The following is a 15,135-nucleotide window of genomic DNA, read 5'->3' as shown; positions in this document are numbered from 1 at the left end:
ACCACCCGCGCCGCCGTCGATCAGACACGCGGTGGGCCGACCACGGGTCCGGGCGACACGCGCGGCTCCGTACGATCGATCCATGAGCGTCACCGACCATACCGAGCAGCGGGCCGAGACGAAGACGCCCGAGGCCGGTACGCAGACGGCTGCGCCGGAGCGGGTGGTGCGGCGGCGGCCGAAGAACCGGCGCGCCCAGATCGCGGCGGAAGCGGCCACCGCGTTCGGTGCGCACGGATATCACGGTGTGAGCATGGAGGACATCGCCGGTCGGCTCGGGATCAGTTCGGCGGCGCTGTATCGGCACTACCGCAGCAAGTACGCGCTGTTCCGCGAGGAGCTGTTCCGGCTGGCCGAGGTGACCGTGCAGGCGGTGACCCTGCCCCCGGACGCCGACGCCTGGACACCCCGGGAACGCCTCGATCACGTCATCGACGCCATCATCGCCAAGACCATCGGCAACCGGTCGACCACGGCGCTGGTCCGCTGGGAGCGCCGCTATCTCGACGACGAGGACCGCCGGGCGCTCGACGACAAGTTCGCCGAGGCCGTTCGCCTGCTCGGCGACATCGTCCGTGAGGTGCACCCCGGACTCGCCCGCGGCGATGTCGCGGTCCGCTCGGTGGCGGTGTTCAGTGTGGTCAGCAGCATCGGCGATCACCACGCGACCCTGCCGACCCGGCTGCTCACGCCCCTACTCGCCGGAACCTGCCGAGCGCTGATCGACGTCGAATTGCCCGCACCCGAGCCCGCGCTGCCCTCGGCGGAGCCGGAGCCCGGTTCGCCGTTCATGCACGAAGTGCTGCTGACGAAGTCGGTCGAGCTGTTCCACGAGCGCGGCTACCAGAACGTCAGTGTGGAGGACATCGCCACCGCCGCCGACCTGGCCACCGCCTCGGCCGTGTACCGCTACTACCGCAGCAAGAGCGACCTGCTCGCCGCCGCGTTCCGCCGCGCGGCCGACATCGTCTCGGGCGCGATCGGCCCGATGGTCGCGGCGTCGGCCACCCCCGCCGACGCCCTGTCGGGCCTGATCGACCTGTACGTCGAGGGCTCCTTCGCGGAACGGGCGCTGACCTACGTGTACTACGCCGAATTCGGCAATGTCGCCGCCGAGGACCGGGTCACCCTGCACCACATCCAGCAGCTCGTCATCGCCGAATGGACCAAACTCCTGGTCGGGGTCCGCCCCGAGCTCTCCGACGCCGAGGCCCGCATCCTCGTCCACGCCGGCTTCGCCCTGGTCGTCGACCTCGGCCGCGCCTTCGGCGACGACGGCATCGCCCCCCGCAACCGAGTCACCACCCTGCACCGCACCACCCTGTTCGGCCACGCCTGACCCCTCGCCGCCGCCGGAGAGAGGGAGCGGCGGCGAGGGGGTCGGTGAACCGCTACAGACCCAGGGTGCGGCCGATGATGTCGCGCTGGATCTCGCTGGTACCACCGAAAATGGTCGACACGAGCGCACCGCGGACGTGCTTCTCCATGTCGAATTCGCGGGCGTAGCCGTAGCCGCCCATCATCTGCATGCCTTCCAGCGCCACCCGCTTGCTGACCTCGGTAGCCTTCAACTTCGCCATCGACGCCTCCCGGGCCAGCACCTTGGTCGGGTTCGCGTCGGCTTCCTTGGCCACGCTGTAGATCAGCAGCTTGGTGCATTCGATCTCGGTGGCCAGATCGGCGAGGCGGTGCCGCAGCGACTGGAACGAGCCGACCGGCCGGCCGAACTGCTTGCGCTGGGTGACGAAGGCGATCGTGTCCTCGAACGCGCGCTCGGCGGCGCCCAGGCTCATGGCCGCGAGGATGAGCCGCTCGAAGTTGAGCCCGGTCATCAGCTGACGCCAGCCGTTGCCCTCCTCACCGACCACCGCGTCTTCGGGCAGCACGCAGTCGGTGAAGTACAGGTCGTTGGTCTCCTTCTGATTGCCCATCAGTTCGATCGGCGAGATCTGCAGACCGGGGGTGTCGGCGGGCACGTGGAACATCGTCATGCCCTCGTGCTTGCCGCCCTCCTTCGAGGTGCGGGCCACGAGCAGGATGTTCTCGGAGATGTGGGCGTTGGAACACCAGGTCTTCTGGCCGTTGATCAGCCAGCCGTCGGCGGTCTTGACCGCCTTGGTCGACAGGTTGCCCACATCCGAACCCGCCTCGGGCTCCGACATCGAGATCGACTGCGACGCACCGCGCACGATGCCGCGCAGCACATTGTCCTTCTGCGCCTCGGTGCCGAACTTGGCGTAGGCGCCACCGGTGATCAGGGTCGGGCCGATCGCGCCGATCGGCAGCATCCCGCGCAGCGATTCCTCGAGCAGGATGCACATGTCGACCATCGAGGCATCCGAGCCGCCGTACTCCTCGGGCACCGTCAAACCCAGCCAGCCGAGCTCGGCCATCTTCGCGTACACGCCGGGGTTGTGCTGTTCCCGGTCGTGATCGGTCAGCGCGTCACGCTGTTCCCGGGTCCCCGCCTCGCGCTTGGCGAACGCGGCAACGGCCGCGGCGAAATCCTTCTGTTCCGGGCTGAATTCGACGCCCATACTGTCCCTCTTCTTTCCGTACCGATCGATGGATGGGTCTACTTGGCTCGTCCGAAGCGGCGAGCGGTGAGCTTGCGCACCGTCGACAGCGTCGACTCGGTGCGGGCGAACGAGAGCAGCGCCATGCCGGGAATCACGAAGCGCTGCCGGGCGATCGAATGCGGCCGGGTGAACCCGAGCAGGCCGGCGGCGCCGTGGATGCGGCCGATCCCGGACTCACCGACGCCGCCGAACGGCAGCGCCGGGATCGCCGCGTAGGCAGCCGGGCTGTTCACCGAGGTCGCGCCGGCACGCAACCGCCGGGCGATCTCCATGCCGCGCTTGCGCGAGAACACCGACGAGGCGAGCCCGTACGCCGAGGCGTTGGCCAACTCGATCGCCTCCTCGACAGTGCGCACCGAGCGCACGGTGAGCGTGGGTCCGAAGGTCTCCTCCCGGACCGCGATCGAGTCCTCCGGCACATCGAGCAGCACGATCGGGCCGACGAACGGCGCCTCGATCGATTCCGGCCCGCCCACGAGGGCGGTGCCGCCCTCGGCCAGCGCGTCCTCGACATGTCTGCTGATCACGTCGACCTGGCTCGGCAGCGTCATCGGACCGTAGGAGGCGTCCTTGCCGGAGCCCGGCCTGAGGTCGGTGACCCGCTCGGTCAGCTCGGCCAGGAACTCGTCGAGTACGGAGGCGACGACGTAGCAGCGCTCGGTGCCCACACAGGTCTGCCCGGAATTGGCCATCGCCGACCAGGCGATCGCGTCGGCGGCGGCCGCGAGGTCGGCGTCCTCGGCGACGATCGCGGCGTCCTTGCCGCCGCATTCCAGCACGACCGGGGTGAGCCGCGCGGCGGCGGCCGCCATGATCCGCTTGCCCGTCGCGGTCGACCCGGTGAACGCGATCATGTCGACGCCCGACTCGACCAGCGCGCGGCCGGTCTCCCCCGGGCCGGACACCACACTCAGAATGCCCTCGGGCAGCGCGGGATTCGCCGCGGCGAACGCGTCGGCGTACCAGTGGCCGACGCCGGTGGTCAGCTCGCTGGGCTTGAAGACGACGGTATTGCCCGCGGCCAGCGCGTAGGCGATCGAGCCGTTCGGCGTGTACACCGGGTAATTCCACGGCCCGATCACGCCCACCACACCGTGCGGTCGCTGCTCGATCACGGCCTCGTGGTTGGCCATCATCATCCCGGGCCACACCTTCTTCGGCCCCAGGACCTTGCGCGCGTTCACCGCGGCCCAGTTCAGGTGTTCGACGGCGGTGACCACCTCGAGGTAGGCGTCGTCGGCGGTCTTGCCGTTCTCGGCGCTGATCAGCGCGCAGAACTCGTCGACATGGACGACGAGGTGGGCAGCCCACCGTTGTAAGGCCCGCTTCCGCTCCGTGAACCCGAGTTCACGCCAGGTCTGCGCTGCCACGCGAGCGCGCTCGACCGCGGCGACGACCGCGGCGGCGTCGTCGACCGGCCAGCTGCCGACCGGTTCGCCGGTGGCCGGGTTGGCAGTGGCGATCATTGTCGCAGAAATAGGTGCGGTAGTGGGGGTTTCGGTCATCCTCGACCATCCTTCAGCCAACTCGGTGGTCATCCTGCGGCCGGACGGCCGAGCAGGACACTCCTGGGATGCAACGGGGCGGCGCGGACTGTTGACAGGTCCCGCCGACCGCCGTTAAGTTAATCACAATTCTCGTTAAGTTAATCATGGTTCTCGTCGGTTGCAAAGCACTCCCAGCGGACTGCGAGCGACGGGAACGTCGAATCCGGAGGGAGGGCGCGATGTTGCGCACCCGATTCACCGAGGCTTTCGGTGTCGAGCACCCGATCGTGCAGGGCGGGATGATGTGGGTCGGCCGAGCCGAGCTCGCCGCGGCCGTGTCGAACGCGGGCGGCCTTGGCATCGTCACCGGCCTGACCCAGCCCACACCGCAGGCGCTGCGCGAGGAGATCGCCCGCACCAGGGACCTCACCGACAAGCCGTTCGGGGTGAATCTGACGATCCTGCCGTCCATCACGCCGCCGCCGTACGAGGAGTACCGGCAGGCGATCATCGACGGCGGTGTGCCCATCGTGGAGATCGCGGGCGGCAATCCGGCCACCCACCTGCCCTTCCTCAAGGACGCCGGGATCAAGGTGCTGCACAAGTGCACCAGCGTCAAGCACGCACTCAAGGCGCAGCAGGTCGGCGTCGACGGCGTGAGCATCGACGGCTTCGAATGCGCCGGTCACCCCGGCGAGAACGACACCCCCGGCCTGGTCCTGATCCCCGCCGCCGCGCGGGAGCTCGAGATCCCGATGATCGCCTCGGGCGGTATCGCCGATGCGCGCGGCCTGGTCGCCGCGATGGCGCTGGGCGCCGACGGCGTCAACATGGGCACCCGGTTCCTGTGCACTGTCGAGTCGCCGATCGCGCACGCGGTCAAGGAGCAGATCGTCGCCAACACCGAGCTCGACACCAAGCTGATCTTCCGCACCATGAACAACACCGCCCGGGTCGCCGACAACGCTGTCAGCCGCCAGGTCGTCGAGATCGAGCGCGGCGGCGGCACTTTCGCCGATGTGCGCGAGCTGGTCGCGGGCGCGCGGGGCCGCAAGGTCTACGAGGAGGGCGATGTCGACGCCGGCATCTGGAGCGTCGGCCAGTGTCAGGGCCTGATCCACGACATCCCTACCTGTGGCGACCTGGTCGCGCGCATCGTGCGCGAGGCCGAGGACCTGATCGCGGGCCGGCTGGCCGGCACGATCGTCGAGGCGGTCGCCCGATGAGCGAGAGCCTGCACGTCGACGCCGAGCACGGTGTCCTGCGCATCACGATCGATCGCCAGGCCAGGATGAACGCGATCGACCTCGCGACCATGGCCGAACTGTCCGCGGCGATCACGGCAGCCGCCACGGAGCCGACCACCCGGGTCATCGTGCTGACCGGCGCGGGCAAGGCGTTCTGCACCGGCGCCGACCTCGCCGCGGCGGCCGCCGCGGGCGGCAACGAGGCGTCGCCGGAGCTGGTCATGGACACCGCCAACGGCGTGATCCGCGCGATCGTCGACTCCCCCCTGCCGGTGATCGCGCAGGTCAACGGGCCCGCCGCCGGGGTGGGCGCCTCGATCGCGCTGGCCGCCGATCTCGTCTACGCCGCCGACGACACCTACCTGCTACTGCCGTTCACCTCCATCGGCCTGATGCCCGACGGCGGCGCGACGGCGATGGTGGCGGCGGCGATGGGCCGGGCGCGGGCCGCGGAGCTGGCGTTGCTCGGCGCCCGCCTGCCCGCCACCGAGGCCGCCACGGCCGGCCTGATCACCGGCAGCGTGCCCGCCGCGGATCTCACCGACCACGTCGACGCGGTGGCCGCGAAGCTGGCGACGGGTCCCCGGCGGGCGCTCGAGCTCACCAAGGCCGCGATCAACGCCGCGACGCTGTCCGAGCTCGACGGGGCGCTCGCGCGAGAAAAGCACGGCCAGACCGAACTACTCACCTCCGCCGACTTCCTGGAGGGGATGACCGCGATGCTGACCCGCCGCGCCCCGAATTTCGCCGGCGCTCCCCGCCCGATCGCCGACCCGGCCTAGTTCCCTCGAGGAGACGACGATGTCCACTGCCGCAGAACCGATGCGCTCGCGACGCAATCACTGGATGAACCAGATCGCGATCCACGCCACCGCCATCCCGGAGGCGCCCGCGCTGCGCTACCTCGGCGAGACGACCACTTGGCGTGAGCTGCACGAAAGGGTGCAGAAACTCGCCGACGCCCTGGCCCGGCGCGGTGTCGGTGCCGGCGATCGGGTGCTGATCCTGATGCTCAACAACACCGAGTACATCGAATCGGTGTTCGCCATCAACACGCTCGGCGCCATCGCGGTCCCGGTGAACTTCCGGCTCACCCCGCCCGAGATCGCCTACCTGGTCACCGACAGCGGCGCCGCGACGATCATCACCGAGGCGATGTTCGCCCCGCTGGTCACCGCGGTCGCGGCGCAGACCGGCGGGCTCGACACCCGCGTCGTGGTCGGCGTCGGCACCTGTGAGGGCATGCTCGGCTACGACGACCTGCTCGCCGAGGAAGGCGAGCCGCACGAGCCGCTCGACGTGCCCGAGGACACCGCCGCGCTGATCATGTACACCTCCGGTACCACCGGAAACCCCAAGGGCGCGGTGCTGACCCACCTCAACATGAATGCCCAGGCACTCACCTGTATCCGCGCCATGCGCTACAGCCCCGACGACATCGCGTTCTGCGCGTCACCGCTGTTCCACATCGCCGGGTTGGGTTCGATCGCTTCCTGTTTCGTCCTCGGTTCGCTGACGGTGATCCATCCGCTCAAGGCCTTCGACGCCACCGAGGTCCTCGATGCCTGGGAGCGGGAACGGGCCACCTCGGTGTTCCTGGTCCCGGCCCAGTGGCAGATCGTGTGCGCCGATCCCTCGGTGCCACAGCGTGATCTGCGCCTGCGGGTGATCAGCTGGGGCGCCGCGCCCGCCTCGGACACGGTCCTGCGCGCCATGGCCGAGACCTTCCCGGACGCGCTCAATGTGGCCGTCTTCGGGCAGACCGAGATGTCACCGATCACCTGTGTGCTCGACGGCGAGGACGCGATCCGCAAGCTCGGCTCGGTCGGCAAGCCGATCCCGACCATCGCCACCCGGATCGTGGACGACGAGATGAACGATGTCGCGCCCGGCGAGATCGGCGAAATCGTCTATCGCGGACCGACCTTGATGCGCGAGTACTGGAACAATCCGCGTGCCACCGCCGACGCGTTCGCCGGGGGCTGGTTCCACTCCGGAGATCTGGTCCGCCGGGACGAGGAGGGGTTCGTCTACGTCGTCGACCGCAAGAAGGACATGATCATCTCCGGCGGCGAGAACATCTACTGTGCCGAGGTCGAGAATGTGCTCTTCAGCCATCCCCGCATCCGCGAGGCCGCGGTGATCGGCCGGGCCGACGACAAGTGGGGCGAGGTGCCGGTGGCGATCGTCGCCGTCGAGGATGCCGAGGCGATCGGCCTCGCCGATCTCGAGGCGCATCTCAACGCCCACCTGGCCCGCTACAAGCACCCGAAGGACCTCGTCGTGGTGGACACCCTGCCGCGCAATGCCGGCGGCAAGGTCGTCAAGCACGAACTGCGCAAGCTGCACGGTTCGGCGCCCGTCGCCAGCAGCTGAGGGAACCTGGCGAAGGTCCCGGTGGACTCCGTGCGACGAGTCCGCCGGGGCCGTTCGGCCGGGTGGGTCCGCGGTCAGCTGCCGAGGAATTCCTCGATCGCCGGCCAGGTGGTGTCGGCGGCGGCCGGACCGGCGAGCAGGCCCAGGTGACCGCCGGGGACGTCCACGAAGCGGGTTTCGGCAGCATTGGGCAGGATGTCGAGCCCGCGCCGCACGGCACGGGCGGGCACGACCAGGTCGGCACGGCTGCCGACCAGCAGCACCCGGCAGGTGACCTTGGCCAGCCCGATCACCAGGTCCGAGCGCAGCCGGATCGACCCGCGGGCCAGTTCGTTGCGCAGGACCAGGCTGCGGTAGATCTGCCAGTACGAGCGGCCGGGATAGCCGGGCATGCTGGACATGAAGCGATCGGTGGCTTCCATCCGGGCCAGCGCCTCGGTGTCCAAGGCGTTGCGGAGCAGGAACATCGGCCGGGCGAGCTCGCGGTCGATGGCCTGCAACCGGAAGCCGAGCTGAACGAACTCCTCGGGAATCCCACCCATCAGTCGGGTGGCCACGGCCATCTCGCGGCCGCCGGTGACCCGGCCGGCCCACCGAAAGGCATCAGCATCGGGGTACGAGCCTGATCGATCGGGGTGGCCAGGCCGGTGATCGAGCCGATCGGCAGGTCGGGGTGGGCCGCTGCGGTGAGCAGCGCCATCGCGCCGCCGAGCGACCAGCCGATGAGGTCGACGGCGCGGGCCGCGACGACTCGAGCCCGCCCCCGAACGACACCGACCACACATTGCGCACTGCGCGCCGCGCGTCCGCCAGGATCCCCGGCACCACAGAACCCCTCACTCACCCGCTACCGCCGCACGGCGGTCGTCACCTGTCGATTCGTCACGCCGCGTGGCGATCCGCACCTGCCCGCGTACCGGCGGCGGGCCGGGTCGCCGGATCGGTGAGCGGCCGCCCGAACAGCACCTGCGCGGCCGCCCGGACGAACCCGGCCAGGCCGTGACGGCCCGCGGGCAGCCCGAGCACGCTCCACACCGTGCGGGTCTGCGACGGTGTCGCGGGCACGCCGGCGAACCGGTCGCCGAGCCAGTTCAGGCTCAGCGGCGTCGACAACGCCAGCAGCGTGATGTGCTCGCTGAGCCGGTCGCGTAGGTAGGTGACGTGCGCGCCGTGGGCGCGATAACGGGCCACCAGGGCGTCGATATCGGCGGTCGCGATGATCTGGTCGTGCACCGCCTGCACGACGAGCAGCGGCACCGACGGTGCCCGGGTGCCCAGTTCGGCATCGGCGAACACCGCCACCAGCTCCTCGAGCGCGAGCAGTTCGGCGATCGGCATGGCCGTGTGCCGGTCGACGCTGTAGCGCGCCAGGCGCAGCACCGACGCGCCGGTGCTCGAGCGGGCGGCCCGTTCGAGCACGGCGTGCCCCGCCTCGCTGACGTGCTCGCCGAGGACGGCGTCGAAGGCCGGATACACCCGGCGCAGCGCGGCCACGACCAGTGTCGGCAGGCCGGCGTGCAGGCTGCCGTTGAGCCGGTGGAAAGTCGAGAGCAGATCACCCACCGGGGAGCCGAGGACCGCGCCGACGATGTCGAGCTCCGGCGCGTAGGTGGGCGCCATCTCCGCCGCCCACGAGGTCGCCAGACCCCCGCCGGAGTACCCCCACAGTCCCACCTGCGCCTGCGGGTCCAGGCCGAGCGGCGCGAAGGACAGCGCGGCGCGGACGCCGTCGAGCGCGCGGTAGCCGGGCTCGCGCGGGGCGCCCCAGGCGCCGAGCATCCCTTCGTGGTCCGGGATGGAGATGGCCCAGCCCCGGCTCAGCGCGTCGGCGAAACACAGCAGCTCGACGTGGGCGAACGTCCCGATCGCGCGGGAGCCGCGCTGGAGCGCGTAGGACGGGAACCCACGCGTGGACACGGCGTCGATCGCGCACTGGAACGACAGCAGCGGTCTCGCGGGTCCGGCGCCGCCGGCCGGGGCGATCACCGTCGTCACCGCGGCCTCGGGTCGTCCGTTCAGGTCGGTGGTGCGATACAGCAACTGCCACGCGGACACCTTCAGCGGGATCAACCCGAAGGCGGCGAGCTCGACCGGACGCGACCGCAGGATCGTGCCCTCGGCGAGCTGCTCGAATCCGGCCCGTGGCTGATAGAACGGGTCGTTGTCAGGCAGGACGGCCCAGGCAGGGGCCGTCCAGAACTCGGCGCGCGATCGGGTGGGGTCGGCAGTCAACGGTGTACTCCAGAGAACGGTGTGGAAGGCGGGCCGGTCACGCTGACCGGCCCGTCGGGGCGGATCGTCGTGGTCACGCGGCCCTGCGGGCCGGCTCGCTGCGATAGCGCGACGCCGCGCCGTCGATGCCGAGCAGGCGCCAGGTGAGCTTGGCGACCGGGTTCATCAGTCCGGTGCCGACAGCCAGCGCACGCACGTCACCGAAGACGTCCCGCTTGGTGGCCTGCGACTCGGCGCTGCCCCAGTACGCCTCGCGCATCACCTCGTCCGGGATGCCGAACTTGTCCACGAATTCCTTCGGCGGCGTCGCGATCATCGACAGCATCACCCGCATGGCGATCGGGAAGGCCACCGACAGCACGGTTTTCGTGATCGGATTCATCCCGGGCACATTGCGGCGCAGGTATTCGTGCGCGAACGAGATGTGCCGCGCCTCCTCGGCGACATGGATCTGCATGACCCGCTGCACCATCGGATGCATGTCCACACCACCGCGCAGCAGCGACTTCTGCAGATGATCGATCGGCTCCTCGCCGCCCAGAATCATCGTGAAGAACAGTTCGGGGAAGTACTTCACCGCGGGCCAGATGATCATGGTCAGTTTGCGGTCGATGCTGCCCATACCGACCACATCGCGATAGCCGATCCGGTTGATCATCTCCTGGAACATCATCGTGTGGTTGCACTCTTCGGCCGCCTCGTGGGTGACGTAGCGGAACTCCGGATCACCGTTGGGCACCGAGATCAGGTACTGCATCAGCCCACGGATCAGCAGCTGCTCGAAATCCAGGCCGACCTTGGCGATTCCCGCCTGACGCCACATCCCCATCGCGATCTGCTTGTCGACGGGCTGGGCTTTGTACCAGGGATGGCGGCCCAGCGGGTCCTCGTCGGGCATGATCCAGCGCGGATCGTCGGAGTGGACGGCGAACTCCGGTGAGTCCCAGTCGATGTCGACATACGGGTCGAAATGCTTGGTCACAGATCCCTCGGACAGACTGCGCAGGATCTCGTGGTATCCGGGCTCACCCGGACGCTTGGCGGCGGTGGACAACGTCATCGGTGTCTCCTCAGTAGGTGCTGCCTCCAGTTTAGTGGTACCGGCAGTACCATACAAGGGTTGGCGCTACTTCGCGTTACACCTACCTTGCCACCCCGCTAGACGAGCGCTTTCCCCGCCGCCCTGCGCTGACGCATATCGACGACCAGCCGCGGGAACGGCTGGCATCGCCAACCCTGCGGCAGCACCGCGAGCACGCGCCCGAAACTCCGCATGATCAGCTCGAACGCGCGCTGACGACGCGGGCTCCAGACCAATCCGAGGCTGTCGCGGAAGCGCTGCGGGAGATACCCCGTGACGAAGAACCGATTGATCCGCCGCCCGGCGATCCGGATGATCCAGGGCTGTGGCCCCAGATCGACGACGTTGTCGAGCAGGTACCCACGAACCTCGGCATCGAGCGCGAGCTCACCGAGCATCGAGTCCCAGTAACGGTCGAAGGCGGCACGATCCGCGGGCCACATCTCCGCCGGCATCTGCAGCGTCGTCCCGAACCGCGCCGAGTCCTGGTACAGCTCGTCGGCGAAGGTCTCGTCCAGCTCGCCGAACAGCAGCTCGAGGCTGTCGCGGGTACCGCGGTAGATGCACGCGGCGACCCACAGCTGCAGCCGTGGATCGAAGGCGTTGTACTTCACCGGCCCGCCCGGCCGGTTGCGCACCTGTCGATGCGAAGTGCCGACCGCCTCCCGGAACACGGCCCGGTCCTCGTCGGTGCCGAGCATCGCCACCGCGAGGTAGGTCAAGGTCGTCTTGGCGCGCTTGCCCGGATTCGTCGCATAGCTCCCGGATTCGACCGTGCTCTCCACCACTCCCCGGCCGACCGGAAGCAGGCTCAGCTGCATCACGACATTGGCGGGACCGCCGAGGATCGCACCGGCGCCGATCAGGTAGCGACGCCTGCGCTCGGCATCGTCGTCGACGGGATGCTGCGGCTGCGCTGCCGCGCGGGGCTGTGACACGACCAACCTCCAAGAGAGTGAGAGATCTTCACATTCAGACTCTCATCATCGCGGCCAGTTGCACAAGACAGGTCCAGAATCACATGTCACATACATGAGGCTTCGCACGCGATATGCCTACTCGGCTAGCAGAATATATAGTAACTTAATGCTCGCATGACGACCGAGGGGGTATTCATGACCGGGCAGGCCGGACCGCTACTACGGCGTCACCTCGGCGATCGGCGATTCCTGTTGACGCTGCCGCGCGCGGTCGGACTGCAGGTACTGCACCCCGTCATCGCGACCGGGCTGCTCGACCACGCACCGAACCGCCTGTGGGAACACAAGAAGCGCACCGTCTCGCAGCTGATCTATCTGGCGCACTCGGGCCGGGCGGCGGACTCGGTGATCCGCTTCGCCCACGAACACGTGAAGGGCGTCGACGACCACGGACAGCGGTACCACGCGCTGCACCCCGAGGTCTTCCTGTTCCAGCACGCCACCTACGTCGAGACGCTGATGACCGCCGCCGACCTCTTCGGTCCCGCGCTCTCCGCCGACGACCGCGACCAGCTCTACCGGGAGACCCGCGCCTGGTACCGCACCTACGGCGTCAGCGATCGGCTGCTCCCCCGCACCCGGCCGGAGTTCGCCGAGTACTTCGCCGACGCCTGCGCGACCCAGCTGCGCGTCGGCCCCGCCGCGCACGAATTCCGCGATCAGGTCCTGCGACCTGATGCCTGGATCGTCCGGTATCTGCCCGTCGGCGCCGCCCGGGCGATGCAACATCCACGCGCGCTCGCGCTGTTCGACGTCCGGCCGACACCGGCCGACACCGCCGCCCTGCGTGCCGTCGCGCTCACCGCGCGCACCGGATTCACCATGGCGCCCCAGCGAATTCGCTCTGTGTCACAGGCCAGAGCGCGGACCGTGCGATGACCGGGGCCGCCGGCTCGTCGAGCCGGCGGCCCCCTCCCTCCGGCGGGTCAGATGATCGCCTTGTGCTTACGGATCCGGCGCCGCACGTCGGCCATCATCGCGTTGGTGCCGGAGAACCGGATGAACCGCGGGATGAACCGATTGACGAATCCGACGAACAGGAACAGATTCTCGAACCGCCGCTGATCCGAGGCGCTCCACCGCACGCCCATCTGCTCCTGGAAATGCGGCGGCAGGAACCCCGCCGTCAGGAACCTCAGCAGCCCACCCAGCAGCAGACGCAGCGACCAGTGGATCATCCGCAGGTGCAGCAGGTCGTCGATATAGGTACGGAAGTCGTCGTCGCAGACCACCTCTCGACACGCCTGGACCCAATACTCGTCGAACTCGGCGTGGGTCTTGGGCCACATGTCGGGATGGACCTGCAGAGTCGTGCCGAAAGTGTCGGCGCCCTGGTAGAACTGCTCGAGCTCCGCCTCGGTCATCTTGCCGCACAGCAGCTGATGGGTGTCCTCGTAGCCGATGTAGATCGCCGCCGCCACGTACAGCTGCAGATTGCGGTCGAAGGCGTTGTACTTCACCTTCGAGTTCGGCCCCGATCGCACCTGCCGGTGGGCGACGTTCACCGCCTCGCGCATCGCCCGCTTCTCCTCGTCGGAGCCGAGCACCGCGACCGCCAGATAGGACGCGGTGGTTCGCAACCGCTTCCACGGGTGCACCATCAGCGCCCCCGACTCGACCGGGCTCTCCATCACCCCCGCCGCGACCCCGCGATGGGCGAACTGCATCGCGACGTTCGCGGCCGCACCGGCGAACGCCCAGAAGTCGAGCGCGTCGGCCAGTTGCGCGGGCCGCTTGCGCGGCGAACGGTGGCTGTCGGGCAGCGGGATCCGCACCTGCGCGAGCGTCAGCGGCGCGTGTGACGCCGAATCCGGCTCGGACAGTGGGCTTTTGCCCAGACCGGGGACGTGGCCCGGCCCCTCGGCCACGTACCTCTCGCTGGTCGGATCGTCGTAGTCGGGTTCGCCGGACTTCGCTGCCGTGTTCATCGCTGTCACAGCCGTTCGATGATCGTCGCGTTGGCCATGCCACCCGCCTCGCACATCGTCTGCAACCCGTAGCGACCGCCGGTCTGCTCGAGATGGTTGACCATGGTGGCGAGCAGCCGCGTGCCCGATCCGCCGAGCGGATGCCCCAGCGCGATCGCGCCGCCGCGCGGATTCACCCGGTCCGGATCCGCGCCGAGCTCGTGCTGCCACACCAGCGGAACCGGCGCGAACGCCTCGTTGACCTCGAAGGTGTCGATGTCGTCGACCGTGAGCGAGACCCGCTCGAGCGCCTTGCGGGTCGCCGGGACGACCGCGGTCAGCATGAGCGTCGGATCGTCACCGGCCACCGCGAACGAATGGAACCGCGCGCGCGGGGTCAGTCCCAGCCTGGCCGCGGCCCGCTCGCTCATGATGAGCGCGGCCGAGGCGCCGTCGGTCAGCGGCGAGGAGTTGCCCGGCGTCACCGACCAGGAGATCTCCGGAAACCGTTCCAGCGCGGCGGGATCGGTGAAGGCGGGCCGCAGGTTCGCCAGCGCTTCGACGGTGGTGCCGGGCCGGATCGTCTCGTCCACGTCGAGGACACCGGCGGAGGACAGCTCCGCGTCGAAACCACCCGCCGCCGCGGTGGCCGCCGCCAGCCGGTGCGAGCGCGCCGCGAACTCGTCGAGGGTGGTGCGATCCAGTTTCCAGCGGGCGGCCAGGATTTCGGCGGCGATGCCCTGGCCGATCAGGCCGGCCGGGTAGCGCACCGCGAGCGGGCCGCGCAGCGCGTCCTTGCCCTGCGCGTTGGAGAACATCGGCGCCCGGCTCATCGACTCCACGCCGCAGGCGATCGCGATGTCGTACGCGCCGCCGAGCACGCCCTGGGCCGCGAAGTGCACGGCCTGCTGGCTCGAGCCACACTGCCGGTCGACCGTGGTGGCGGGCACGGATTCCGGAAAGTCCGCCGCCAGCACGGCGGTGCGGGTGATGTTGCTCGACTGCTCACCGCTCTGCGTGACGCACCCCCCGATCACATCGTCGACCAGGGCGGGGTCGATCCCGGTCCGGTCGACCAGTTCGGCCAGCACGCCGGCGAGCAGGGTCGCCGGGTGGACCGAGGACAAGCCGCCGCCGGGCTTTCCCCGCCCGGACGGCGTTCGGACAACATCGACGATGACCGCGGACATCATGATCCTCCTGCGCAACCGCCGACCGTCGGCGGCCTCAACGCTCTAAGTTAATC

14 protein-coding genes are annotated in these 15,135 nt (G+C 69.3%); 5 read left to right on the top strand and 9 right to left on the bottom strand.

The features are described from left to right. The first annotated feature begins 82 nt into the window (after positions 1-82). Complete coding sequence (locus NV348_RS31590; RefSeq protein ID WP_447150140.1) at positions 83-1,339, top strand: TetR/AcrR family transcriptional regulator; 1,257 nt, start codon at positions 83-85, stop codon at positions 1,337-1,339. A 52-nt stretch (positions 1,340-1,391) separates the two neighbouring features. Here the strand turns inward: NV348_RS31590 and NV348_RS31585 are convergent, their stop codons facing one another. Together NV348_RS31585 and NV348_RS31580 are read right to left on the bottom strand one after the other, a co-directional pair. Next, on the bottom strand, positions 1,392-2,537 hold the full coding sequence (locus NV348_RS31585; RefSeq protein WP_357349925.1) for an acyl-CoA dehydrogenase family protein: 1,146 nt from the start codon (positions 2,535-2,537) through the stop codon (positions 1,392-1,394). 38 nt (positions 2,538-2,575) lie between these two features. Next, positions 2,576-4,084 carry an aldehyde dehydrogenase family protein gene (locus NV348_RS31580; protein WP_447150139.1) on the bottom strand — a complete coding sequence of 503 codons (1,509 nt, stop codon included), beginning with the start codon at positions 4,082-4,084 and terminating at the stop codon, positions 2,576-2,578. A gap of 221 nt (positions 4,085-4,305) precedes the next feature. On the opposite strand from NV348_RS31580, the gene NV348_RS31575 reads away from it, so the two are divergent. From NV348_RS31575 to fadD5, 3 genes are read left to right on the top strand one after another with little or no spacing between them, the layout of a single operon-like run. Then, positions 4,306-5,292, top strand: coding sequence for an NAD(P)H-dependent flavin oxidoreductase (locus tag NV348_RS31575; RefSeq protein ID WP_447150138.1), 987 nt, complete (start codon positions 4,306-4,308; stop codon positions 5,290-5,292). Then, complete coding sequence (locus NV348_RS31570; protein ID WP_447150137.1) at positions 5,289-6,095, top strand: enoyl-CoA hydratase-related protein; 807 nt, start codon at positions 5,289-5,291, stop codon at positions 6,093-6,095. The genes NV348_RS31575 and NV348_RS31570 overlap by 4 nt, the downstream gene beginning before the upstream one ends. 19 nt (positions 6,096-6,114) lie before the next feature. Then, complete coding sequence (fadD5, locus tag NV348_RS31565; RefSeq protein WP_447150136.1) at positions 6,115-7,689, top strand: fatty-acid--CoA ligase FadD5; 1,575 nt, start codon at positions 6,115-6,117, stop codon at positions 7,687-7,689. 74 nt (positions 7,690-7,763) lie between these two features. Here fadD5 and NV348_RS31560 read toward each other — a convergent pair whose 3' ends face one another. From NV348_RS31560 to NV348_RS31540, 5 genes are all read right to left on the bottom strand, one after another. Beyond that, complete coding sequence (locus NV348_RS31560; RefSeq protein ID WP_447150135.1) at positions 7,764-8,246, bottom strand: hypothetical protein; 483 nt, start codon at positions 8,244-8,246, stop codon at positions 7,764-7,766. After that, positions 8,231-8,470 carry a hypothetical protein gene (locus tag NV348_RS31555; protein WP_447150134.1) on the bottom strand — a complete coding sequence of 80 codons (240 nt, stop codon included), beginning with the start codon at positions 8,468-8,470 and terminating at the stop codon, positions 8,231-8,233. Before NV348_RS31555 ends, NV348_RS31560 begins: the two co-directional genes overlap by 16 nt. Positions 8,471-8,571: 101 nt before the next feature. Beyond that, complete coding sequence (locus NV348_RS31550; protein WP_447150133.1) at positions 8,572-9,921, bottom strand: lipase family protein; 1,350 nt, start codon at positions 9,919-9,921, stop codon at positions 8,572-8,574. A gap of 73 nt (positions 9,922-9,994) precedes the next feature. Continuing rightward, a complete protein-coding gene (locus NV348_RS31545; RefSeq protein ID WP_447150132.1) occupies positions 9,995-10,981 on the bottom strand; it encodes an AurF N-oxygenase family protein in 987 nt (328 codons plus the stop codon). A gap of 98 nt (positions 10,982-11,079) precedes the next feature. Continuing rightward, complete coding sequence (locus tag NV348_RS31540; RefSeq protein WP_447150131.1) at positions 11,080-11,940, bottom strand: oxygenase MpaB family protein; 861 nt, start codon at positions 11,938-11,940, stop codon at positions 11,080-11,082. Between the two features lie 156 nt (positions 11,941-12,096). On the opposite strand from NV348_RS31540, the gene NV348_RS31535 reads away from it, so the two are divergent. Next, positions 12,097-12,861 carry an oxygenase MpaB family protein gene (locus NV348_RS31535; RefSeq protein WP_447150130.1) on the top strand — a complete coding sequence of 255 codons (765 nt, stop codon included), beginning with the start codon at positions 12,097-12,099 and terminating at the stop codon, positions 12,859-12,861. A 47-nt stretch (positions 12,862-12,908) separates the two neighbouring features. Here NV348_RS31535 and NV348_RS31530 read toward each other — a convergent pair whose 3' ends face one another. Next, on the bottom strand, positions 12,909-13,910 hold the full coding sequence (locus NV348_RS31530; RefSeq protein WP_447150129.1) for an oxygenase MpaB family protein: 1,002 nt from the start codon (positions 13,908-13,910) through the stop codon (positions 12,909-12,911). 5 nt (positions 13,911-13,915) lie between these two features. Further along, positions 13,916-15,082 (bottom strand): thiolase family protein, encoded by a 1,167-nt coding sequence (locus NV348_RS31525; protein ID WP_447150128.1) that lies wholly within the window; start codon positions 15,080-15,082, stop codon positions 13,916-13,918. Between the last annotated feature and the right edge of the window lie 53 nt (positions 15,083-15,135).

Source organism: Nocardia fodinahabitans, from assembly GCF_052983615.1.
This window is presented reverse-complemented; position numbering and strand designations above follow the sequence as displayed.